Source organism: Paenibacillus sp. FSL W7-1332 (assembly GCF_037969785.1).
Lineage (GTDB): Bacteria > Bacillota > Bacilli > Paenibacillales > Paenibacillaceae > Paenibacillus_AQ.
Genome location: NZ_CP150209.1, coordinates 4,788,651 through 4,811,505, shown reverse-complemented (window position 1 = coordinate 4,811,505; position 22,855 = coordinate 4,788,651). Strand labels below are relative to the sequence as shown.

24 protein-coding genes are annotated in these 22,855 nt (G+C 48.9%); 22 read left to right on the top strand and 2 right to left on the bottom strand.

Going from position 1 to position 22,855, the window contains the following annotated elements:
- The first annotated feature begins 33 nt into the window (after nucleotides 1-33).
- The 12 genes from recA (at nucleotide 34) to MKX98_RS21510 (ending at nucleotide 12,502) form a co-directional block, all read left to right on the top strand.
- Nucleotides 34-1,095, top strand: coding sequence for a recombinase RecA (gene recA / locus MKX98_RS21565; protein ID WP_194544872.1), 1,062 nt, complete (start codon nucleotides 34-36; stop codon nucleotides 1,093-1,095).
- Between the two features lie 142 nt (nucleotides 1,096-1,237).
- Nucleotides 1,238-1,975 (top strand): RecX family transcriptional regulator, encoded by a 738-nt coding sequence (locus MKX98_RS21560; protein ID WP_220684621.1) that lies wholly within the window; start codon nucleotides 1,238-1,240, stop codon nucleotides 1,973-1,975.
- Nucleotides 1,976-2,334: 359 nt separating this feature from the next.
- A complete protein-coding gene (gene rny / locus MKX98_RS21555; RefSeq protein ID WP_194543521.1) occupies nucleotides 2,335-3,876 on the top strand; it encodes a ribonuclease Y in 1,542 nt (513 codons plus the stop codon).
- Nucleotides 3,877-4,003: 127 nt separating this feature from the next.
- A complete protein-coding gene (locus MKX98_RS21550) occupies nucleotides 4,004-4,807 on the top strand; it encodes a TIGR00282 family metallophosphoesterase (RefSeq protein WP_113058861.1) in 804 nt (267 codons plus the stop codon).
- Between the two features lie 129 nt (nucleotides 4,808-4,936).
- The gene (locus MKX98_RS21545; protein WP_006211249.1) at nucleotides 4,937-5,197 is read left to right on the top strand and encodes a stage V sporulation protein S; all 261 of its coding nucleotides are present in this window, start codon (nucleotides 4,937-4,939) and stop codon (nucleotides 5,195-5,197) included.
- Nucleotides 5,198-5,288: 91 nt separating this feature from the next.
- Nucleotides 5,289-6,245 (top strand): membrane dipeptidase, encoded by a 957-nt coding sequence (locus MKX98_RS21540; protein WP_339218289.1) that lies wholly within the window; start codon nucleotides 5,289-5,291, stop codon nucleotides 6,243-6,245.
- Between the two features lie 178 nt (nucleotides 6,246-6,423).
- Nucleotides 6,424-6,996, top strand: a complete 573-nt coding sequence (locus MKX98_RS21535) for a phosphate propanoyltransferase (RefSeq protein ID WP_339218288.1) — start codon at nucleotides 6,424-6,426, stop codon at nucleotides 6,994-6,996.
- 311 nt (nucleotides 6,997-7,307) lie between these two features.
- A complete protein-coding gene (miaB, locus tag MKX98_RS21530) occupies nucleotides 7,308-8,867 on the top strand; it encodes a tRNA (N6-isopentenyl adenosine(37)-C2)-methylthiotransferase MiaB (protein WP_339218287.1) in 1,560 nt (519 codons plus the stop codon).
- Nucleotides 8,868-8,970: 103 nt separating this feature from the next.
- A complete protein-coding gene (locus MKX98_RS21525; protein WP_071220156.1) occupies nucleotides 8,971-9,420 on the top strand; it encodes a YlbF family regulator in 450 nt (149 codons plus the stop codon).
- Nucleotides 9,421-9,583: 163 nt separating this feature from the next.
- On the top strand, nucleotides 9,584-10,369 hold the full coding sequence (locus tag MKX98_RS21520) for an NUDIX domain-containing protein (protein WP_071220157.1): 786 nt from the start codon (nucleotides 9,584-9,586) through the stop codon (nucleotides 10,367-10,369).
- Between the two features lie 63 nt (nucleotides 10,370-10,432).
- Nucleotides 10,433-10,990, top strand: coding sequence for an isochorismatase family cysteine hydrolase (locus MKX98_RS21515; protein WP_194543518.1), 558 nt, complete (start codon nucleotides 10,433-10,435; stop codon nucleotides 10,988-10,990).
- A 57-nt stretch (nucleotides 10,991-11,047) separates the two neighbouring features.
- Nucleotides 11,048-12,502: a nicotinate phosphoribosyltransferase gene (locus MKX98_RS21510; RefSeq protein WP_194544871.1), complete on the top strand. Its 1,455-nt coding sequence runs from the start codon at nucleotides 11,048-11,050 to the stop codon at nucleotides 12,500-12,502.
- Between the two features lie 79 nt (nucleotides 12,503-12,581).
- Here MKX98_RS21510 and MKX98_RS21505 read toward each other — a convergent pair whose 3' ends face one another.
- On the bottom strand, nucleotides 12,582-13,382 hold the full coding sequence (locus MKX98_RS21505) for a hypothetical protein (protein WP_194543517.1): 801 nt from the start codon (nucleotides 13,380-13,382) through the stop codon (nucleotides 12,582-12,584).
- A 211-nt stretch (nucleotides 13,383-13,593) separates the two neighbouring features.
- Between MKX98_RS21505 and MKX98_RS21500 the strand changes: the two genes are divergently transcribed.
- The 3 genes from MKX98_RS21500 (at nucleotide 13,594) to tnpA (ending at nucleotide 15,871) form a co-directional block, all read left to right on the top strand.
- Nucleotides 13,594-14,592, top strand: a complete 999-nt coding sequence (locus MKX98_RS21500; RefSeq protein WP_339218283.1) for an acryloyl-CoA reductase — start codon at nucleotides 13,594-13,596, stop codon at nucleotides 14,590-14,592.
- A gap of 92 nt (nucleotides 14,593-14,684) precedes the next feature.
- The gene (locus MKX98_RS21495) at nucleotides 14,685-15,212 is read left to right on the top strand and encodes a hypothetical protein (protein WP_194543515.1); all 528 of its coding nucleotides are present in this window, start codon (nucleotides 14,685-14,687) and stop codon (nucleotides 15,210-15,212) included.
- 185 nt (nucleotides 15,213-15,397) lie between these two features.
- Nucleotides 15,398-15,871, top strand: coding sequence for an IS200/IS605 family transposase (gene tnpA, locus MKX98_RS21490; protein WP_339217207.1), 474 nt, complete (start codon nucleotides 15,398-15,400; stop codon nucleotides 15,869-15,871).
- A 158-nt stretch (nucleotides 15,872-16,029) separates the two neighbouring features.
- On the opposite strand, the gene MKX98_RS21485 is transcribed toward tnpA, so the two are convergent.
- Entirely contained in the window at nucleotides 16,030-16,548 is a 519-nt protein-coding gene (locus MKX98_RS21485) for a MogA/MoaB family molybdenum cofactor biosynthesis protein (protein ID WP_194543514.1), read from the bottom strand.
- Between the two features lie 107 nt (nucleotides 16,549-16,655).
- On the opposite strand from MKX98_RS21485, the gene MKX98_RS21480 reads away from it, so the two are divergent.
- From MKX98_RS21480 to MKX98_RS21450, 7 genes are all read left to right on the top strand, one after another.
- Nucleotides 16,656-17,714 (top strand): GTP-binding protein, encoded by a 1,059-nt coding sequence (locus MKX98_RS21480; RefSeq protein WP_339218282.1) that lies wholly within the window; start codon nucleotides 16,656-16,658, stop codon nucleotides 17,712-17,714.
- A gap of 126 nt (nucleotides 17,715-17,840) precedes the next feature.
- Nucleotides 17,841-18,179: a four-helix bundle copper-binding protein gene (locus tag MKX98_RS21475; RefSeq protein ID WP_339218280.1), complete on the top strand. Its 339-nt coding sequence runs from the start codon at nucleotides 17,841-17,843 to the stop codon at nucleotides 18,177-18,179.
- Between the two features lie 209 nt (nucleotides 18,180-18,388).
- Nucleotides 18,389-19,609: an ROK family protein gene (locus tag MKX98_RS21470; RefSeq protein ID WP_339218279.1), complete on the top strand. Its 1,221-nt coding sequence runs from the start codon at nucleotides 18,389-18,391 to the stop codon at nucleotides 19,607-19,609.
- Nucleotides 19,610-19,669: 60 nt separating this feature from the next.
- On the top strand, nucleotides 19,670-20,560 hold the full coding sequence (locus MKX98_RS21465) for an ABC transporter ATP-binding protein (RefSeq protein WP_194543510.1): 891 nt from the start codon (nucleotides 19,670-19,672) through the stop codon (nucleotides 20,558-20,560).
- Complete coding sequence (locus tag MKX98_RS21460; RefSeq protein ID WP_259445205.1) at nucleotides 20,560-21,288, top strand: hypothetical protein; 729 nt, start codon at nucleotides 20,560-20,562, stop codon at nucleotides 21,286-21,288. Before MKX98_RS21465 ends, MKX98_RS21460 begins: the two co-directional genes overlap by 1 nt.
- Before the next feature lie 79 nt (nucleotides 21,289-21,367).
- The gene (locus MKX98_RS21455; protein ID WP_071220184.1) at nucleotides 21,368-21,832 is read left to right on the top strand and encodes a hypothetical protein; all 465 of its coding nucleotides are present in this window, start codon (nucleotides 21,368-21,370) and stop codon (nucleotides 21,830-21,832) included.
- Between the two features lie 67 nt (nucleotides 21,833-21,899).
- Nucleotides 21,900-22,835, top strand: a complete 936-nt coding sequence (locus MKX98_RS21450; RefSeq protein ID WP_339218277.1) for an S-layer homology domain-containing protein — start codon at nucleotides 21,900-21,902, stop codon at nucleotides 22,833-22,835.
- Nucleotides 22,836-22,855: the final 20 nt, after the last annotated feature.

The following is a 22,855-nucleotide window of genomic DNA, read 5'->3' as shown; positions in this document are numbered from 1 at the left end:
TATGACTATCAACAGTGAAGGGTTGTGGAACAATTGTCAGATCGTCGTGCTGCGCTGGAAATGGCGCTTCGTCAGATAGAGAAACAGTTCGGAAAAGGTTCCATCATGAAACTGGGTGAATCCACCCACATGCAAGTAGAGATTGTGCCGAGCGGATCGTTGGCATTGGATATAGCTTTAGGAACCGGCGGCTTGCCTAGAGGCCGGATTATTGAAGTATATGGACCGGAATCCTCCGGTAAAACAACAGTAGCCCTCCATGCGATTGCGGAAGTTCAGAAGGCTGGTGGACAGGCTGCATTTATCGATGCCGAGCATGCTCTGGATCCATCGTATGCAAGCAAATTGGGCGTTAACATTGATGAATTGCTGCTCTCCCAACCGGACACGGGTGAGCAGGCGCTGGAAATTGCGGAAGCTCTGGTACGCAGTGGTGCAGTTGATATCATCGTTATTGACTCGGTTGCTGCACTGGTACCAAAAGCTGAAATTGAAGGCGACATGGGTGACTCCCACGTAGGTCTGCAAGCTCGTCTGATGTCCCAGGCTCTTCGGAAATTGTCGGGTGCTATTAATAAATCGAAAACAATTGCCATCTTTATCAACCAGCTTCGTGAGAAGGTTGGTGTTATGTTCGGTAACCCTGAGACGACTCCAGGTGGACGTGCTCTGAAGTTCTACTCGACGGTTCGTTTGGACGTGCGTCGAATTGAGAGCATCAAGATGGGCAACGATGTGGTGGGTAACCGCACACGGATTAAGGTTGTTAAGAACAAGGTAGCGCCACCTTTCAAACAGGCTGAGCTTGATATTATGTACGGTGAAGGCATCTCTAGAGAGGGAAGCCTGATCGATATCGGAACGGAACTCGATATCGTGGATAAGAGCGGCGCATGGTATTCTTATTCAGGTGACCGTCTTGGCCAAGGACGGGAGAATGCGAAGCAATTCTTGAAAGAGAATCCGGAGATCGCTAGTGTTATCGAGAACAAAATTCGTGAAGCGAGCAATCTGACCACGGCTGTTCCTGAGCCTTCCGAGAAGGATAAGGAACAAGAGGAATTAGAAGAGCAAGAGTTGTTTAAAGTAGAGTAGTTCATTGCTGGTTATCGATTACAGTGTTGAGGACCGTCCGGTGTTTGTAACGCCAGACGGTCTTCTTTGCATTTATTCAGACTTCCAGATGCAGTCTTGGTTATTTTACTCAGAAATGGTGCGGTAGTGAGAGGAGCGACATATGGAAGAAGAGAATAAGGAAATGTCGGAGCAGGCAGAAGCATCAGGTATAGGGCATTTTCCGGACCATGAGGATTTGATTGTAACGTCAGTCGAAATGCTGAAAAAGCCCAAGCACCGATACCAAATCGCGTTTGGTCCGTACCTTATGACCGTTCATGAAGATGTGATGCTGAAATACCGGATGTTCAAGGGGAATGTTTTTCGCAAGGAAGAGCTTGAGGAAATTATCGTGGCCGATGAACGACAGAGGGCTTATGTAGAGGCGCTGAATCATCTGTCCAGGAAACCCAGAACAGCCAAGGAGATCACCCAGCGTCTGCAGCAAAAAGGTTTCGAGCCGAGTTGCATAGAGACAACGCTGGAGCGATTGGAGAAGGACAAGCTGATTGATGACGCGTTATACGCCAAGATGTGGACAGAGCAGCGAATGACAAGCCATAAGAAGGGGAGGCTGTGGGTCAAACAGGAGCTGAGACAGAAGGGAATCGGCACGGAGCTGATCTCCGAGGCTTTGGGCGAGATCAGTGCAGATGCCGAATTGGAGAGCGCGCTTGCCGTGGGACGGAAAAAATGGCAGCAAACCCATGGAGAGTTGCTGGATCGCAAACGTAAAACGGGAGCATATTTAATGCGTAGGGGCTTCGGCGGGGATCAGGTGCGTCAGGTGCTCAAGCGTCTGGTTGACGAGGATCAGGAAAAGGGCGAGTGGGACGACGAGCTGGAAGATTTCGAATAAAGGGCAGTTTGGATACTTTTTCGTGAAAGAAATGGTTTCATTGGATGAAACTGACGTTTACCCATTGCTTTCCCTTGACAATATCTTTTTATAAATACTAAAATAAATATGAATCTTTTTATCATAAATTAGAATCCTTTTTCCTTCCAAAAAAGTGACTACTTTGTGAAAGATTCTTTAATCGCCAATTCATAGTGAAATGTATTCCGCTGGCTAAGGCGGGATTTGCGTACGTGATACGGCGTGCGCAGTATGGACGGCAGCTTCCACTGCCGGAAAATTTTATGTATGAATGAGTAACCTGACAATTGAACATTTCCCAAGGAATGCCTTGGAGGAAACAACGAGGAGGTGATCAGATGCATCCAATTTGGTGGATCATAATCGTTCTCGCTGTAGCCGCTATATTCTTTGGGTTCGGTTATTTTATTCGCAAATCCCTTGCAGAAGCTAAAATTTCCAGTGCCGAGCATGCCGCTTTGCAGATCGTAGAAAGTGCGAAGAAGGAAGCAGAAGCATTGAAGAAAGAAACGGTTCTCGAAGCTAAAGACGAAGTTCATAAAATTAGAGCCGAAGCTGAAAAAGACACTCGTGAGCGCCGGAATGAAATTCAACGGCAGGAGCGCAGATTGTTGCAAAAGGAAGAGTCGCTGGATAAAAAAATAGAATCTTTGGAACGTAAAGAAGAACAAGTGGCGAACAAAGAGAAACGAATAGAAGAGACCCAGCAGCAAATCGATGCCATTTACAAGAAACAAACGACGGAACTGGAGCGCATCTCCAACCTCACGATGGAGGATGCCCGCAGCATTATTCTCAGTAATGTTGAACAGGAAGTTCGTCATGAAACCGCTCAGATGATTAAAGAAATCGAGCAGCAGGCGAAGGAAGAGGCAGATAAGAAATCACGCGAGATCATCACGCTGGCTATTCAGCGCTGTGCGGCTGATCACGTCGCGGAAACCACGGTATCTGTTGTCACTTTGCCGAATGAAGAAATGAAGGGCCGGATTATCGGACGTGAAGGCCGGAATATTCGTGCGCTTGAGACCCTTACAGGGATTGACCTTATTATCGATGATACTCCGGAAGCTGTTATTCTCTCCGGTTTTGATCCGATTCGCCGTGAAATTGCCCGTACAGCTTTGGAAAAGCTCGTGGCGGACGGACGGATTCATCCGGCTCGTATCGAAGAAATGGTGGAGAAATCCCGCAAGGAAGTGGACGAACGCATTCGCGAATACGGAGAACAAGCGACTTTCGAGGTTGGCGTTCACGGTTTGCACCCAGATTTGATCAAAATTCTGGGCCGACTGAAATTCCGTACAAGCTATGGACAAAATGTGTTGAAACACTCCATGGAAGTGGCCTATTTGACTGGCCTGATGGCCGGCGAACTGGGCGAAGACATCGTGCTTGCGAAACGGGCAGGACTGTTGCATGACATCGGTAAAGCGCTGGATCATGAAGTGGAAGGATCGCACGTTGAAATCGGCGTGGAGCTGGCGAAGAAGTATAAGGAACATCCGGTGGTTATCAACAGCATTGCCTCTCATCACGGTGATTGTGAAGCAACTTCGGTTATTGCCATGCTGGTTGGCGCAGCTGACGCATTGTCTGCTGCAAGACCGGGAGCACGCAGAGAGACGCTTGAGACGTATATCCGCCGTCTTGAGAAGCTCGAAGAAATTTCCGAATCCTTTGAAGGCGTTGAGAAATCCTATGCCATTCAAGCGGGACGTGAAGTTCGCGTCATGGTACAGCCTGAGAAAATCGACGATGCCGAAGCATTCCGCTTGGCACGTGACATTACCAAAACCATTGAGAATGAACTGGATTATCCGGGTCATATCAAAGTCACCGTCATCCGGGAAACCCGAGCGGTGGATTACGCGAAATAGAGTTTGGACCTTAAAAAGTGGCCGCAATCCGGCCACTTTTTATCTTTCAAGTACCAAAAATACAGTTTCGGACATTTATGAATCGGGAACGGTCCTGCCGGGAATCAGGACAAGCATCCCTGAAGGAGTGATTGACATCAAAGTATTATTCATCGGAGACATTGTCGGCAGTACAGGGCGTAAAGCTTTGAAGGCTTCTCTTCCGGAGCTGAAGTCCAAATATAATCCGCACATCATTATTGCCAATGGGGAGAATGCTGCTTCAGGACGCGGCATTACCTCGGCCATCGCCAATGAATTTTTCAATTGGGGCATTCATGGCATCACCTTGGGTAACCACACCTGGGATAACAAGGACATTTTTGAGTTTATTGATGATGAGCCGCGCATGATTCGTCCGGCAAATTTTCCGCCCGGCACACCGGGGCGTGGATACACAATCATCAAAGCGAACGGCAAACAGCTGGCGATCGTGAATCTACAAGGACGAACCTTCCTGCCAGCCATCGATTGCCCGTTTCGCGCAGCCGATGACATTGTGGATGAGCTTCGCCAGAAGACGAAGTGCATTCTGGTGGACTTCCATGCTGAGGCGACGTCGGAGAAGATTGCGATGGGATGGCATCTGGAAGGCCGCGCCTCGATGGTGGTCGGAACGCACACCCACGTGCAAAGCAATGACGATACCATACTGCCGGGAGGAACAGCTTATATTACGGATACCGGCATGGTGGGCTCCAAGGAAGGCATCCTCGGCATGCAGCGCGATGCGGTGATGTATAAGTTCAAGACCCAGCTTCCTGCCCGCTTCCAGGTCGACGAAGGCAAATGGCAGTTCCATGCCGTATGCGTGGATATGGATGAGGACACGGGAAGAGCCCGGAAGATACAGAAAATCCGCATGTACGAAGACGAATGGCGGATGGATTAAAAAAGACGGAATCCGTTTAATTAAATTAGGAACGGATGGTAAAAAGCAGGAATTTTTTCCCCTCTCACGAATAACATCTAGTAAGCGGAAGCAAACCATCACTCAACATTCCCAGGGGAGGTACTTACCATGGAAGTATTAAAAGTTTCAGCAAAATCCAATCCTAATTCAGTTGCAGGGGCGCTCGCTGGAGTTCTTAGGGAGCGGGGCGGAGCGGAACTGCAAGCGATTGGGGCGGGAGCACTGAACCAGGCCATTAAAGCGGTAGCGATTGCCCGGGGATTTGTAGCACCGAGCGGGGTGGATTTGATTTGCATCCCTGCTTTTACGGATATTGTGATTGATGGCGAAGACCGGACGGCAATTAAATTGATCGTAGAACCTAGATAAATTTCGAATGTTGAGGTATTAGCCTGTTTACTCTACTTGGTGTAAACAGGCTTTTTGCTGTGACAAGTTCAGAAGGGAGATGAGCGGCGCGATGCGTACGGTTGATTTTCACTGTGATGTTTTGAGCAAAATGTGGGAAGCTCCCCAAGCCTCCTTTGCGGACGACCCGCATTTGGATGTAACGCTGCAGCGCATGGAGGAGGGCGACCTGGCCCTTCAGGTGTTCGCTGTTTTTTTATCTGAGAAATGGGGGAGACCATCCTTTGAACGGGTGCTGGCACAACTCGATACATATCGCAGCCGCATCGTTAAACCGGGACATCTTAAGCCCCTGCTTTGGCGGGAGCAACTCCAAGAGACCAGACAAGGTCAGCATGGACGGTTCGGCGTTCTGTCCTTGGAAGGCGTTGACGGGCTGGAGGGGAATTTGTATTACGTCCAGCTCTTGTTTGAGATGGGCGTGCGTTTGATGGGGGTTACCTGGAATTATGCGAACTGGGCTGCGGATGGAGTACTGGAGCAGCGAAATGGGGGATTCACGGAACGGGGACGGCAGCTGGTAGAGCTATCCCATTCGACGGGCATCATTCTGGATGTGTCTCACCTGTCCCAAGCTGGCTTCTGGGAGCTCGCGGAGCTGACCAAAGGGCCCATCATCGCCTCGCATTCCAATGCGTACTCCGTCTGCCAGCATCCCCGGAATTTGAATGATGAGCAGATAAGGGCACTAATCGCGCTAAACGGAATGATTGGAATCACGTTTGTGCCCTGGTTTATCCGCAGCGGAGTAGATCGTGTGAAGCCGGAGGACATATTGCCGCATATCGAGAAGATTTGTGAGCTGGGCGGTGAAGAGCACATCATGTTCGGTTCGGACTTCGACGGGATTGATCAATGGGTTGCCGGGCTTGAGCATCCGGGCCGGTATCCTGAATTTCAGGAGCTGCTGCTTAAACATTACCCGGAATCGATGGTAAAGGGCTGGATGTCGGAGTATGCCCTCCATTTTCTTGAGCAGAATTTACCTTCATTGTCAGGCCAAGCATAGCAACCTTTCGCATAACGACCATGATTCGAGGATAACTTTGACAATCCTGTAGCAGATTGCTCGTGAATCGGAAGAAGGCGGCCTGAATCACCCGGGTTGCCTTTTTATTTTTGGGTAATAGAGAGTATAATAGGTGATGGCATGTACAGCATATAGAGAAAAACAAGGAGTGAGACAGATGAGTAAAACTGTACCTGTGGGTGTATCCGCCCGCCATATTCATTTAACCCAAGAGCATATTGAGGCATTGTTCGGCCCTGGATATCAGCTGACAGAGTTCAAACCATTGTCCCAGCCAGGACAATTCGCAGCCAACGAAACGGTAGCGGTTATTGGAACGAAGGGACAATTCGATAAAGTAAGAATTTTGGGACCTGCACGTCCTGCAACCCAGCTGGAGATTTCCCGCACGGATTCCTTTGCCATCGGTATGAAAGCACCTGTACGCGAATCCGGAAACATCGCTGGAACCCCGGGAATTACGATTAAAGGTCCGGCTGGTGAAGTAACGGTGGATGAAGGTGTCATCGTAGCCGCTCGTCATATCCACTTCCATACATCCGATGCGGATCAATGGGGTATTAAAGACAAGGACCTGCTGAAGGTACGCTTAGGCGGCGAACGCGGTCTTGTTCTGGAGAACGTCATTGCCCGCGTATCCGACAATTTTGCGCTCGACATGCATATCGATACCGATGAAGCTAACGCTGCCGGCGCCAAAAACGGAGACACTGCTGAAATTATTGATTAATCTATAGCTTCAGTAAACTTCATGAACATACTGTATGTGTCACGCATCTGCTGCTGTTAAGCGTTTTTAGCGTTCACAGCTGGAAGAGCCTGAGTCGATTCATTTCGATTTCAGGCTCTTTTTTGAAATTTTCTACGGGTTCCATGTTTCGGTGGCCTATTTTGAAGGAAAGCGTTTGATAAGGTTTGGACTCATTAACGCCCAAGGTGGTAGCTTAGGCATTAAGATCATGATATAATTTAAAACAGTGCCTATTTAAGCAATATTGTCATGTAAACCAGAGATTTTGCGGATCTAAGGAGTGACCTAGCATGTCTAAAGAAAGTAAGGACTACTCCAAGTATTTTGATTTTTCAGGAGCCAAAGTTCTCTCCGAAGATGAACACGGGAAGAGAATTCGCATCAATGGCCGGGAAATCAACATCCTTTCGGAGCCTAATCATAGACAGGAAAAACAGCGCGGCAAGCAGAGTGTCGAAGTTTTGTACGATACCGAGCTGCCGGAAGCGTTTCGAACCCTCGGGGCTGGCAAGCATTATATCGTGTATACGTACGGATGTCAGATGAATGAGCATGATTCCGAAACGATCAAGGGATTGCTGGAGCAGATGGGCTACCAGGCAACCGAGGATCGGAAGCAGGCGGACATCATCTTGCTCAATACGTGCGCCATTCGTGAAAACGCGGAGGACAAAGTGTTTGGTGAACTCGGCCATCTGAAGCATTTGAAGACGGAAAAGCCGGATATGCTCCTTGGCGTTTGCGGCTGCATGTCGCAGGAAGAATCGGTTGTTAATCGAATTCTCCAAAAGCATGGCTTCGTGGATTTGATTTTTGGTACGCATAACGTGCATCGTCTGCCTCATCTTATTCAGGAAGCGCTCTTCAGCAAAGAAATGGTGGTTGAAGTGTGGTCCAAAGAGGGCGACATTGTTGAGAATCTACCGAAAAAGAGAGAAGGTCTCCGCGGCTGGGTCAACATTATGTACGGCTGTGATAAATTCTGTACATACTGCATCGTCCCATATACCCGCGGCAAGGAGCGCAGCCGGCGTCCGGAGGATGTCATTGCTGAGGTTCGTGAATTAGCCCGGCAAGGGTATAAGGAAATTACGCTGCTCGGTCAGAACGTGAACGCATATGGCAAAGACTTTGAAGATATCGAATACCGTTTCGGCGATCTGATGGATGATATTCACAAGATCGATATCCCGCGTGTTCGCTTCACTACATCCCATCCAAGGGATTTCGATGATCACCTGATTGAGGTGCTGGCGAAGGGTGGTAACCTGGTCGAGCATATTCACCTGCCGGTACAGTCGGGAAGCACGCAAGTGCTCAAAAAAATGAGCCGAAAATATACGCGTGAGACGTACTTGGAGCTGGCCCAAAAAATTAAGAAGGCGATTCCCAATGTAGCATTCACCACCGACATCATTGTCGGATTCCCTGGTGAGACCGATGAGCAGTTTGAGGAGACGCTGTCCCTGGTTCGGGAGGTCGGCTACGACTCCGCTTACACGTTCATTTATTCTCCTCGTGAAGGAACGCCAGCGGCGGTGATGGAGGATAATGTACCGATGGAGATCAAGAGCGAGCGTCTTCAGCGATTGAATGCCGCCATCAATGAGTACAGCCGCAAGAGCAACGACAGGCTGCTTGGATCTACGGTGGAGGTGCTGGTAGAAGGAGTCAGTAAGAACAACGATTCCATGCTGTCGGGACGCACGCGCACGAACAAGCTGGTGCATTTCGAAGGCTCGACGGAGCTCATAGGCAGCTTCGTAAATGTCCGGATTACGGATACGAAGACCTGGTATATCAAAGGGGATAGAATCCCGGACACGATTCCTGCCTCGGATGCGGTATAATAGAGGAGCAGGCAGTATTCAAATGCAGCATAGGGCCGCGAACAAAAAACCTGCCGGTGCTGCATATTCCCATATAGATGATGAAGAATTGGAGCGATGAACCTTGGCACATGATCATGTTCGTACGAACACATACGGTATGTCAACTTACAACACGCGTGAATTGATTATACGTGACGATATTTTGGCAAAAGCCGGCGAGCTGGCGGAATTAATATCCACCAGTGAAGAAGTTCAGATGTTTAAGCAGGCCGAAGAGAAGATCCAGAACCACGAACGGGTTCAAAACCTGATAAAAACCATTAAGAAAAAGCAAAAGGAAATCGTGGCTTTTGAAACGTTCCAGAACAAGGATATGGTCGCCAAAATCGAACGGGAGATCGAAGAACTGCAAGAGGAGATTGACGGTATTCCGCTCGTGATGGAGTTCCAGCAAAGTCAAAGCGACATTAATTATCTTCTTCAGCTGGTCGTATCCGTGATTCATGATACGGTTTCGGAAAAAGTGAATGTGGAAACAGGAAAAGATACGCCGCCAAGCAGCTGCGGATAGATGAAACGAGGTGCGGAATGGTTCCGCACCTTTTCTATTCTTGTTATTTCATGTACAGAATGAGAATGAATAGGGCATAGTAAACTTATTATAAAGGATGGGGTCAGGAAATCCTTGACATCATTTTTAAATATGTCATAATGAAATTATCAAAATAATAGTTATGGTGATGGAAATGACGGATCGCGAACAGGCTCCAAAGAGCAGTGCCAAGAAATACAGAACACCGGATGGTGTGCCCGCTGATATCGTGATGTTTACCTTAACGAAGCGGGAACGGAAAACCTTCACCAAGACATTGCCGATACGCGAGCTTAAGGTGATGCTGATCAGGCGCAGGTCATGGCCATGTGCGGGTATGTGGGCACTCCCCGGCGGATTTTGCCGTGAGAGTGAGTCTATTTACGATGCCGCCAAACGGGAGCTGAAAGAAGAGACCGGGGTGGATGGCGGCCATTTGGAGTACTTGGGCGTGTACAGCGCACCGGGACGGGATCCAAGGGGCTGGATTATCAGCCATGCATTCTACGCGCTCGTAGAAGAATGGATGCTGGAGCATCGCCAGGCTGCCGATGATGCGGAAGAGGTAGGTCTGTTTACGGTCGCGGAAGCTTTGGAAGAGCTGGAGCTGGCTTTTGACCACAGAGATATCATAATGGATGCGTACCGCAAGATTCAGCAGCAAATGCTGCAGACGACGATTGCGCGGCAGTTTTTACCGGAGCATTTTACACTGAGCGAGTTATATCAGGTCATCCAGACGGTTGTGCCCGAGTTCAACGAGCCCAATTTTATCCGTAAAATCACGTCAACCCGCAGCAGACAGGGGATACTGGAAGAAGCACGGGATGAGAACGGCAAGCCGCTAAACTCCAATCAATATTCCCAGCGGCCGGCCCAATTGTATCGGTTTACGGATCATGCACCGTTGCTATCAATTTATACGTAGGATGGGATTCACAAGCTGTTATTTTATCGATCACATTAATCATGTCGTAGAGGAGTGTGTCAGATGAAAGCCTTGATCGTGATAGATTTCACGAATGATTTCGTGGATGGCAATCTGCCGGTAGGGAAGCCCGCCATTGACATTCAGAACACCATCGCGGAGCTGACCAAGTTGTACAGCGATCGTGGTGATTTTGTTGTAATGGCCGTGGACCTGCATGAGAGCAATGACGCTTATCATCCCGAAACGAAGCTGTTCCCTCCGCATAACATTCGGGGAACCCGGGGTCGGGAATTATACGGTGAACTTCAGCGGGTGTATGAGGAACGAGAAGACGCCATCTATTGGATGGACAAAACGAGATACAGCGCATTTTGCGGTACGGATCTGAACCAGAAGCTGCGGGAACGCGGGATTACCGAAGTCGATCTCATCGGAGTTTGTACCGACATCTGCGTGCTGCATACCGCAGTGGATGCTTATAATTACGGATATCGTATTACCGTTTATGAAGATGCCGTCGCAAGCTTTAATCCGGAAGGACATAAGTGGGCTTTAAGTCACTTTCAAGGCAGCCTCGGGGCATCGGTAGTGCGAAGTAAGGAACTTCTTAATCAATAGACAGCTTGAACCACCCGGAAGCCTAGATGAACCGGGTAACAGTGGAGGATGATCGTGATGCTGACAGCAGGATTAGCACTACACACGGACAAATACCAGATTAACATGATGTACGCTCACTGGATTAATGGCTCTCATCGTACGCGTGCGGTGTTTGAGGCGTATTTCCGTAAGTTGCCATTCGGTAACGGATATGCCGTTTTTGCCGGTCTTGAGCGGATTGTACATTATATTGAGTCCTTGCGTTTCTCGGATGAGGATATCGCGTATTTGGCCAAACAGGAAGAGAAGTATAAACCTGAATTTCTGGAAGAGCTTCGCCGATTCCGTTTTCAAGGGAATATTCATTCCATGAAGGAGGGGGCGCTGGTATTCCCGAACGAGCCGCTCATTCGAGTGGAAGGCACCATTTTCGAGACACAGCTGGTCGAAACGGCACTCTTGAACTTTATGAACTTTCAAACCTTGATCGCTACCAAAGCGTCCCGTATCCGGCAGGTTGCCAGCGGCGATACCTTGCTGGAGTTTGGTACAAGACGTGCACAGGAAGCGGATGCGGCGGTTTGGGGGGCGCGTGCTGCGTATCTGGCCGGTTTCCATGCCACGTCGAATATGCTGGCTGGCGAGAAATTCGGCATCCCGACAAAAGGCACGCATGCGCATTCCTGGGTGCAGACCTTCCGGAGCGAGCAGGAGGCCTTTGATATATTTGCCGAGGTTATGCCGGATCAAGTGACGCTGCTGGTGGATACCTTTGATACGTTAAAGAGCGGGATTCCCCATGCCATCGTAACGGCGAAGAAGCTGGAGGCCCAAGGGAAACGGATGAATGCCATTCGTTTAGATAGCGGGGATTTGGCTTACCTGTCGATTCAGGCACGAAAGATGCTGGATGAGGCCGGTCTTCATTACGTCGGTATCGTGGCATCAAACGATCTGGATGAAGGCACCATTCTGGATCTCAAGGCGCAAGGGGCCAAAGTAGATACTTGGGGCGTCGGTACCCAATTGATTACGGCAGCCGACCAGCCTGCGCTTGGGGGCGTTTATAAGCTGGTGGAGCGGGAGGTTGACGGGAAGATGGTACCGACCATCAAAATCTCGGGCAACCCCGAAAAAGTATCTACCCCGGGCAAAAAAGAGGTATATCGCATCATATCCAAGGGCAGCGGCAAAGCGATCGCCGATTACATCTGCTTCCCGGAAGAAGAGATGCCGCCGGAAAACGGGAAATTAAAGCTGTTTAATCCGCTGCATCCTTACATGCGCAAAAATGTAAAGAACTTTGAAGCGGTGTCCATGCTTGAACCGGTGTTTGTGAATGGCGAACTGGTGTATGAGCTGCCGAAGCTCGAAGAGATTCGCAGCTATCATGATGCTCAGCTGGATCAGTTCTGGCCGGAGTATCTGCGGAAGCTGAATCCGGAAATTTACCGCGTGAATTTGAGTGAAGAGGTCTGGGAAGTGAAACAGCGGATGATGGCCGAGTTCATGGAACAGCATGAAGATTAGGTTATAAAATACAGAAATGAAAAAGACGCTTTCCCAATCTTGCCGCTTGGCAGGAGAAGGGGCGTCTTTTTGTACTCGGCTATAACTCAAGTCGATCCACTATACTTCCGTTGACGTCACGCGCGGTGAGGTGAACCTTGTCCTTGTTCTCTATCGTGTCGGGCTGGCGTTCGTAATACCACATGTACAAATCTTCACTGACATCAGGCCTCAGTTGTTGGTAGGGTATGGTATGTGCCGGCTGACCATTTACATGAATCTGAATGGGTTCTGTGCTTCTATACAGGCCAAACACGAGTGATGAATCCAGGTTTGTCTCCGAGAATACGGACGGAGAAGCGGGATTCTCAGGAGAAAGGTATAATGTAGTTACGGCGGACATATTCCATCCAAACCATCCTTTGGTATAGGTGGATAATTGCAGTCCCAGTCCAGGTGTACCCACGAAAGCATAAACATTCTCAGAGGTTAATTCGGATTGTATGATTTCAGCATGATCTATGCTGAAAGGTGCTTCAAGAAAAGCATGTTTCTCGTTGAATACCGCCGCTTCAACCGAGCGGTGTGTGTTTGTGTATTCGTAGATCCCTGTCATTAAAATGAAGAGGAGGCCGATTAGTACGTACACTTTGAGACCAGGCCAGGTAATTAAAGGGAAAGCCCTGAAGACTAGTCTAAACAGCGTAAGAATGAGACCCAAACTCAAAAAGAAAACGAGAAACGAGCCGGCAATGCCGCCTGATTGTGTATGAATACCAAGGAATCCAAAAACCTGGCTGATCGGCTTATGGACGAGCGGTAACAGAAGTAGTGTTACCAGCGTGAGCAAGTACGAGAAGCGGAAGGATCTACGTGTAGATCCATGATCGAAATGAGTCATAACGTGGATTTCAACTCCTGCTGATAATCTTTTATAAAAGTATTCTTTTTCCATAATAACACAATTCTGATTATAAATGACGATACTGGATCATTTCTTGGGAAAGCGCATAAGTCGCCATATTCCGAGAGCATGTATAAAGCTTCGACATATTCATAGTGCAAATCCGGATTGCTTTACAGCACCTAAACTAACCCAAGGAGTGATATGTGTGGACAACGAAACCAATTTTCAGGCCTACGTGCTGCGTCAAGATGAACAAGGGGTTCGCGGCAGCGTGGAGAACCTGTGTTTGAAGCAGCTGCCCGAAGGTGACGTTATTGTGCGGGTATTATACAGCGGGGTTAACTATAAAGACGGGCTGGCCAGCATACCGGAAGGGAAAATTGTCCGCCGATACCCGTTCATTCCGGGCATTGATCTGGCAGGAACGGTTGTGCATTCCGCTCATGCTGATTACAAGGAAGGCGATGACGTTCTCTGTACCGGTTATGAATTAGGCGTATCTCATGAAGGCGGGTTCAGCCAGTATGCACGGGTTAAGGGAGAATGGCTTGTCCCGCTGCCGCAGGGCTTGTCTCCGCGTGATGCGATGGCTATCGGAACCGCAGGTTTTACGGCTGCATTATCGATAGAGGCCTTGATACGGAATGGACTGCGACAGGAACAGGGGGCCGTTCTAGTTACGGGGGCAACTGGGGGCGTGGGCAGCTTCGCGGTCTCCATCCTCAGTCAATTAGGCTATAGCGTAACGACATCCACAGGCAAATCAAGTCAGAGGGACTGGCTCTTAAAGCTGGGAGCTCATGAAGTGATATCCAGAGAAGAGGCTGCGGCATCCTCCAAGGGGGCCATCTCTGCCGAGCGCTGGGCAGCGATAGTAGATCCGGTCGGAGGAAACCAACTGGGTTCACTTCTGAAAAGCGTAAAATATGGCGGAAGCGTCGCTGTTTCCGGTATGACGGGTGGCGGTGCTTTTGATTCGACGGTGTTTCCGTTTATCCTTAGAGGCATCAATCTCCTCGGAATCGATTCGGTATACTGCCCTATGGCCTACCGCCGATCGGTATGGTCGAAACTGGCGGATGAATGGAAGCCGGCATCCGTGCTACAAGAAGGAATTACGGAATACGGTCTACACGATCTGCCTGAAGTGCTGAACACCATTCTGCAGGGCAGAGCAGTTGGAAGAAGCGTCATCGCTCTATAATATTACCTTGATTTCTCATACGCATAATGTTCCTCATCCTCAGGCATTCTAAGGGAAGGCAACCTCTGACACCTAAGGAAGGGTGAGTGAACATGAATTATCGCAGAATCGTTACCGTTTTATTGCTTTGTTCCATTCTTGCCATATCGGTCGGTTGTTCCAGGCAGATAGCCAGGGACGAGATGCGCCTATATAACATGAGGGCTTACGAGGAAGGGTCCAGGGAGGCCCGGATATCGGGACGGGGTTTGAACGGAAAATTCCTTGAGGATCTCCAAGCCTCGTTTAACCAGGTGGGCATGCCGTTGACCAATGAAACCTATGCGGAGGACAACGTCGGCAATATTACGTATCAATACCGGATCAATTATGATGCAAGCCAGTTTATCACCGTATATGTCTATCAGGATCAAGCGGCCAGGGAAAAAGGGATCAAGGAGATATACGGCGTTACAGAAGGGGATGCCAATGCGGCCGGCGGACATAACCTGATCGTGAGCGACAAAGAAACGTCCATCGTATATACGTCAACGGGCGACAAAACGGATAACTATTATGACCAGGTCAAAAAAATAGCGCCCTCCCTGCTTGCCAAACATCAACGACGTGCCAGCAGTTAGGATACAGCTAAGGCCGGATGCCCATATGCATCCGGCCTTTTGTTTATGGCTTTAGCCAGTTGAGTGCGTGAAACGCGCGAAACAAAAAACCACCCGCTATGCGGGTGGAGGGATTGAGGGTTTGACCACTGAGACCATTCCAATAAAATTGAGATGTTCAGGCTCAAAGAAAGGAATGTTCTCAAATGGCAACCAAGAGCTACAGCCTAGCTCACACAAAGTGGATGTGCAAATACCACATTGTATTTACCCCGAAGTATAGACGGAAAGAGATCTATAATCAAGTAAGAAGAGACTTAATAGAAATTTTCAAACGCTTATGTAAGTACAAAGGAGTAGAAATTATAGAAGGCCACATGATGCCCGATCATGTCCATATGTTGGTGGCTATCCCGCCGAAAATTTCAGTCTCATCATTCATGGGATATCTAAAGGGGAAAAGTTCGTTAATGATCTTCGAGAAGCATGCACAACTAAAATATAAATACGGGAATCGAAAATTTTGGGCAGAAGGATATTATGTGAGTACAGTAGGTTTGAATGAAGCAACAGTAGCGAAGTACATTCGTGAACAAGAGGCACATGATCAAGCCATGGATAAGTTGAGTGTAAAAGAGTACGAAGATCCATTCAACAGCAACAGGGGCAAAAAGAAATAAACCAGTTTAACTGGTAAGTGAAAGTGACAAATAACAATGAGCCTGAACAGAGTTATGGTCAGGCTAGCGTCTTTAGGCGCAGTTTGGCAACAAGGGGTTATACCCCAAGAGCAAACCACCCGTTGGACGGGTGGTCATGATTTGTTGCCCGGCGTTGGTTATGATCTGTGTTTATCCAGCTCATATTTGATGTGCCGCAGCTCAGGCAGCAGAATCCGGTTCATCGCAAGCTTGACGGCTCCGCTAGAACCCGGCATGGAGAAGACGGCCGTGTGGCTTAGCGTGCCGCCGATCGCGCGGCTCAATATGGCCGCAGACCCAATATCCTCCGTAAAGCTTAGGAAGCGGAAGATTTCGCCGAATCCGGGGAGTTCCTTATCAAGCAATGAGGATACGGCTTCGTAGGTGGTATCCCGGCTCGATATGCCTGTTCCGCCTGTTAGTAGGACGACATCAATGTCCGGATTGCTAACCGCAGTATAGATCGTTTCGCGGATCGTTTCGTAGTCGTCCTGAACAATGCTGTAAGATACAACGGCATGCCCGGCTTCTTCAAGCAAGCTCATCATCAGTTTGCCGCTCTTGTCCGTGTCCTTGGTCCGCGTATCCGAGACCGTAATCACCTTGCAGTTCACGGAAGCGGGGGATTGCTGTTTATGCTCTTGCGATGAATTCATAGAAATGACATCTCCTGTTATAGTTAGTGGCGGCGCGCTTGCAGTAGATGGATGAAATGTAGTACACTCGCTAGCATAATCATGATGCACGCAAAGGAGTATGGAACGTGGAGCACGTAACACCCATTTATATTTTATCAGGTTTTCTTGGCAGTGGAAAAACGACATTGCTTAGCCGTCTTATTACCTCCTTCAAGCAGCAGGGATTGCGGCCGGCCATTGTCATGAATGAGATCGGCGAGGTCAACATCGAAGGACTTGTCGCAGGTGAAGAAGTACCGACGGCAGAGATGCTAAGCGGCTGTATTTGTTGTACCATTCGATCCGATTTATCATCTGAAATCGCAATGCTAATCCAGCGGGAGCAGCCGGATGTCATCGTCATTGAAGCGACGGGGATCGCCAATCCGATGGAAATCCTGGACGCGGCGGCGGAAGCTTCTTTATACATGAGAATCGATGTGAAAAAACTGATCACTGTCGTGGATGCCGCGCATCTGCTGCATTTGAATATAGAGCAGAAGGGGAAAACCTATCGTTTGATGCAGGAGCAGATTCGTGCAGCCTCGGCGCTTGTCCTCAATAAGATGGACCAAGTAACGGATCAGGGCAAAGAGACGGTTCAGCAGCTGGTCGAGCGCTGGAATCCGTATGCTCCGATCATGCCTGCGGTGCGCTGCGACATAAAACTTGAAGATCTGCTTCAGAGCGATCCCAAGGACCGGGTTGAGCATTCGATTGTACATAATCGAGAGGGCAGGGATGATGCCCATGAGGATACAGACAAGAACAAGCAAGCCAACAGCCATGAGCATGACCACAGCCATGAGCATCATACACACAACCACGGCCAAACACATGATCATGGCTCTCATGATCATGTAATGTCCTACACCTACTATTTCAGCCATGCAGTAAACAGTGTGGAATTTGAGCGATTGATAGCCGGGCTGCCAAGGGATGTGTACCGGGCGAAGGGCATTCTCACCTTCAGCGATACGAACAGCCGTTTTTTGTTCCAGTACGCGTTCCGGGAATCCGATTTTATGAAAATTACACCCCAGGGTCAAGTCCCGGATGTGGTGGTATTTATCGGGGAGCACTTTCAGAAATCGCTGCTGCGAGAGCAGCTTGAAACACTGGAAGGGAAGACAAGTCGGGCATAAGTCAACGATTTGCCTAGTTAACTTGGGCAATTATACCTTGGGTCTTCTGGCCGGTGTTTGATTCAGAGGGCAGTCGAACGTTTAATACAAAGGCATAGCGTAATAACTACAAGGAGGATCTATCCAATGTTAAATGAACTCAAATATAAAGAATGCATCGAAGCATGTCTCCAATGTATGAACGCTTGCAATGTATGTTATGTATCCTGCCTGAAAGAATACGAACTGGCCATGCTTCGCGATTGTATTACACTCGACAGGGAGTGTGCGGATATTTGTGCGTTTGCGGCTCAAGCCATGTCACGCAAAAGCCCTTACGTTAAGGAGATTTGCGAGCTGTGCATCAAGGCATGCCTCGCTTGCGCGGAAGAGTGCGAGAAGCATGACCACGAGCATTGCAAACAATGTGCAGATGCATGCCGGAAATGTGCCGAAGCATGCCGTGAAATGCTGAGCCACATCTAAGTCAACCGGCACCATCCTTCGATATAACAAAGCCTGATTTCCGAAGCGGGAGATCGGGCTTTTTAGTTATAAGTATAATGTCTTCTGGACCGGTGCGCTGACCGTACTCCGCGAGACCACCCGGAGGAATTTTACTAACATCGTATTTTCCCCTATGATAGATGTGCTAGGAAGGTAGTACAATGAATGGTAAAGAATGAGGTTGTAACATGAACAATTCAGTTGGAAAAAACAATCGGTATGTCCGTAATATGAATCGGATCGGCATCGTCGGACTGCTTCGCGACTATGGCAGTTTAACGAAAGCGGAAATCGCAGCCAAGATGAACTTGACGTTTACGGCGGTTAACAATCTGGTGGAAGAGCTGATGAAGGAGCGAGTGATCATTGATGCCGGGTTATATGATGATTCCAGCCGCGGCAGGAAGCCCAAGCTCATCTCGTTGAATCCCGCCGATAAGTATACAGTCGGCGTTCATATTAGCGCATCCTCCGTGCAGGCGGCAGTCATTAATTTACAGGGGAATGTGTTATTGGAGAACCGTTGCTCTTTTAAAGATGGCGCCAATCGCGGCAGCGTAGTGAATATGATTATATCCACGATACAAGCCGTACTGGACGAGTCAGGCCTGGAGTCCGAAATTATCGGCATCGGCGTAGGAGCGCCCGGACCGCTTGATCCGGTTCAAGGCAAAATTCTGTCTCCGCCCAACTTAACCGGTCTGCATCAAGTACGATTAAAGGATCTGATCGAGGAGAACACGGAGCTTCCGACCCATGTAGAGAAGGACGCTAACGTAATGGCTCTCGGTGAGCTATGGTATGGAAACGGTCGGCATTTCAACAATCTGGTGTACATGGATGCAGATATCGGGATTGGGTGCGGACTGATCTTCAACCAGAAAATATATCAGGGTTACCCTTTTGGTGCCGGTGAGATTGGGCACTGTACGATAGATATCAACGGTCCGCGCTGCCATTGCGGTAATGACGGCTGCCTTGAAGCGATGGCATCGGGAAATGCCATCGTCCGCAGAGTGTATGAGGAGTTGGGTCGCGGGGCAGCAAGTTCTCTTACATCTTATTTTAATAGCGATGATCAGGGTATGGATGTAGTCGATGTAATCCATGCCGGGCTGGCTGGAGATCCATTGGCTGCCAATGTACTGCACGAATCGGCACGATATGTTGGTGTATCACTGGCCAACATCATGAATCTGCTTACACCCGAGATCATCATCCTGGGCGGAGTACTGGCTAACCGTTACCCGGATTTCTTCAATCATGTTAAAGAAACATCCGTTAACAGAAGCCTATCCAGCCTCCATAATAAAATGGTGCTGCAGCCCTCCCAGCTGGGAGAAGATGCGTGCATCATAGGCGCAGGGACGATTGTGTTTGAAAAATACTTGGGTGACATAAGCGATTAGAGGGGGAAGGACACCCTCAAACGGGCCGCACCGGAATCCATGAACAGGAGTTGAAAAGATTTGCAGGAGCTGTTGGAATTGATCGGAATAAACAAGCGTTTTGGTAAATTCGCCGTCTTACATAACATTCATTGGAGCATTTCCCGCGCTGAGTGCGTTGCGATAACAGGAAGCAATGGCGCAGGAAAGAGCACCATGCTGCATGTGATAGCAGGGCTTGCTAACCCGTCGGTAGGGTCACGGATCGAACATGGAACATCGCTGCGTGTCGGCTATGTACCGGAACGTTTTCCTGCGCTGCGGTTTCGCCCTTCCGAATATTTGCGCCACATGGCTGGCATTCAGGGCATGGACAAACAAGAAGCAGCGAAACGGATCGATGCCATGCTGAATGTGTTTCGATTGCAGGACATGAAGATGACGCTATGCTCCAAGGGGATGCTGCAAAAGGTCAATATCATGCAGGCCCTGCTTCGTCAGCCCGATTTATTGGTTCTGGATGAACCTCTGTCGGGATTGGACGAGCCCTCTCAAATGGAGATGATCGGCATTCTAAGTGAAATCAAAAGACAAGGAACAGCGATCGTGATGTCCGTTCACGAGCCGCTGCTTATTGCTTCGCTGGCCGATCGGGAGACGCAACTCCGCGAGGGGCGGATCGAGCGGGACGGCATGCTGGAAACCGATACGGAGATGGGACGGATGAAGCTGGAATTCACGCATGTTACTCAAGACAAAATGCTGGAACTGGAACGCCGTTCAGGGTTCCATTATTGGATATCGAGAGGTAATCCTGCATCGATGGTAGTCTCGCGGAAGGTCGCGGATGAAATGCTGCTGGATATTCTACAGTCAGGCGGATCGCTGACACGGCTGGAGCCTTGGAGCATGGAGAAGGCAGAGCAAGTGAAGCCTAACCTTGGTCAATCCATGGAAGGGGAGGGAGCATAATGGGATCATTGATTCATTACATGCTTGCCAGTTATACGAGATCCTATCGGTATTTCGCGCCGATTGCCTTTATGCTGATATCGGTAGTGTTTATCTACTCTTACCGGCCTAACCCCATCATGGACAGCTATGCCGTAACCGCTGCATTTCTGTTTGTCGGCTCCGCTTGGCTTGGTTTGAACTTTCTCAATCATGATCAAGGGCGTCAAACGATGCTCCTGATTGTTCATAGCGGGAAGGCCATACGATATTATGCCGCCCAGTATTTAACCGTAACGCTTCTATCTATCCTGTTCAGCTTATTTGCTGTTCTTTACCCGATCGCGTTTGGAATGTTTGATAAGCCGATTACATTATCCCAGTTTGTTTTGGGTTATCTGGGACATGCTGCTTTGTCCTTGCTCGGCGTTTCAATTTCGGTATTTTTTCAGTTTGGCTTTATGGAGAATCAGGGAAGAGCGGCTGGATTGCTGTTAATCGTTATCGTTATTTCCTTAGCCGGACAATCCATCGTTCAGGATGATCTTGCTTATTTGAGAATGATTCCTTATGTGCTGCCTCCCGTCTCTGTGATGATCGATATGCTCATTCATGCTGACGAGCGTTCCCGGGCCATGTTATTCATGACCCTTACATATACGTTCATATACAGCTTCATTTTGCTGGCTGTTTATCTATGGACGGCATGCCGCAAGGATGCGGCAACCATGATCCGAAAAGTAGGTTGAAGTAGGAGGTATCTTCCTTTACCATAGGGATATACACAAATAGAAACGGTAAAGACAGCCAATACTAGAGGAGGATACCATGAAACAATCTCGACTGATGGACAGCGACCACTCCAAAGAGCTGTTTGCCTATTTCGGATTAGCGGTGTATTATTCACAGGCGCTTGAGCAGCAGCTGGCGAATCTGTTGATGCTGATCAAGCTTTCCCAGGGGAATGTGCCTTCAGAAGAAGATTTCACCCAATTATATCAGCGGAAATTAAGCAGCTCTCTGGGCCAATTGGTACACGAGATCCAGCATTACTTTCCATTCTCCGAAGAAGAAACACTTCAATTAAAAGAGGTCTGGAAGCAGCGCAACTATATCGTTCATGATTATTTCAAAGAGCGGATTCATGAGACATTCAGCCCGGCCGGCCGATCCCGAATGATTCGGGAGCTGACCGCTTTTAAGGACCAGGCCCAAGCGCTGGAGCAGAAGCTGCAGGGCTATTCCCGCGAAATGTATGTGAAGCTTGGCCTGGACAGCGAAAAAAGCGTGTAAAAGAAATTAGGGCTGAGATGAAACATATTCCAGCACCTCTGCGTCAGAAAGAATAGGAGGTGTAATTATGAAAAAAACTACGAAATTGTTAACTGCAATGCTTGTCACTTCGTCATTGCTCGGTGCCGGCGCCGCCTCTGCTTTCCAGGATGTTCAAGAGGGGAAGCCTTTACAAATGGTGAAGGAGCTGCAAGCGAAAGGTATAATCCAAGGGGTTAGCGCCGACAAATTCGCTCCGGCCAAAACAATAACGACCGCCCAGGCGGTACAGATGATTGTGAATGTCGCCGACCTGAAGGTACAACCGAACTTTACGGGCCGTTCGTTTGACAATGTGCCGAAGGATGCCTGGTTTGCTGATGCTGTGAATATAGCGGCTCAGAACGGATTGTCCGTATCCGCAGACATGAAATGGAATGAGCCGATAACGCGTGAAGGGTTCGCGACATTGCTCTCGGAAGCGATTCAGAAGACCGGGAATTATCCCGTGGTTATGATGTATTTGCATGTAGCCGACGAGGATCTGATGAAAGAGGAGAGCCGGGGAGCGGTGCAGTTCCTGCTGTTAACCAAGATCGCTGAGCTCGACGCTAACGCCAAGTTCCATCCAACGAAGAATTTAACGCGAATAGAAGCGGCAGAGCTTGCGTACCATTCGATCCGATTCATTGAGGAGCATCAGAAGAACATGATACCCCAGGAGCCGGGACAATCTGAACCGGATGTAAGTACAAAAGTTGTTAAGGTGGATGAATCGCAGAACAAAGTTACGGTAACCAAGGAAGACCTACCGAATCCGGGGTACGGCATTAAAATTACGTCGGTCGACTATGTTAGCGATACCGAAGCCGTGATCCACTACAAAGTTCTTCAACCCGATCCGGACAAAATGTACCCGCAAGTCATCTCGAAATCTTCCGATGATGTGCTCGTGCCTTCCAAGTACACCAAAATCACGGTCAAAGCAGAAGCTACAGAGGGAACTCTTGATTCGACAAAGTAATTCTTGCAATATACTGCCAG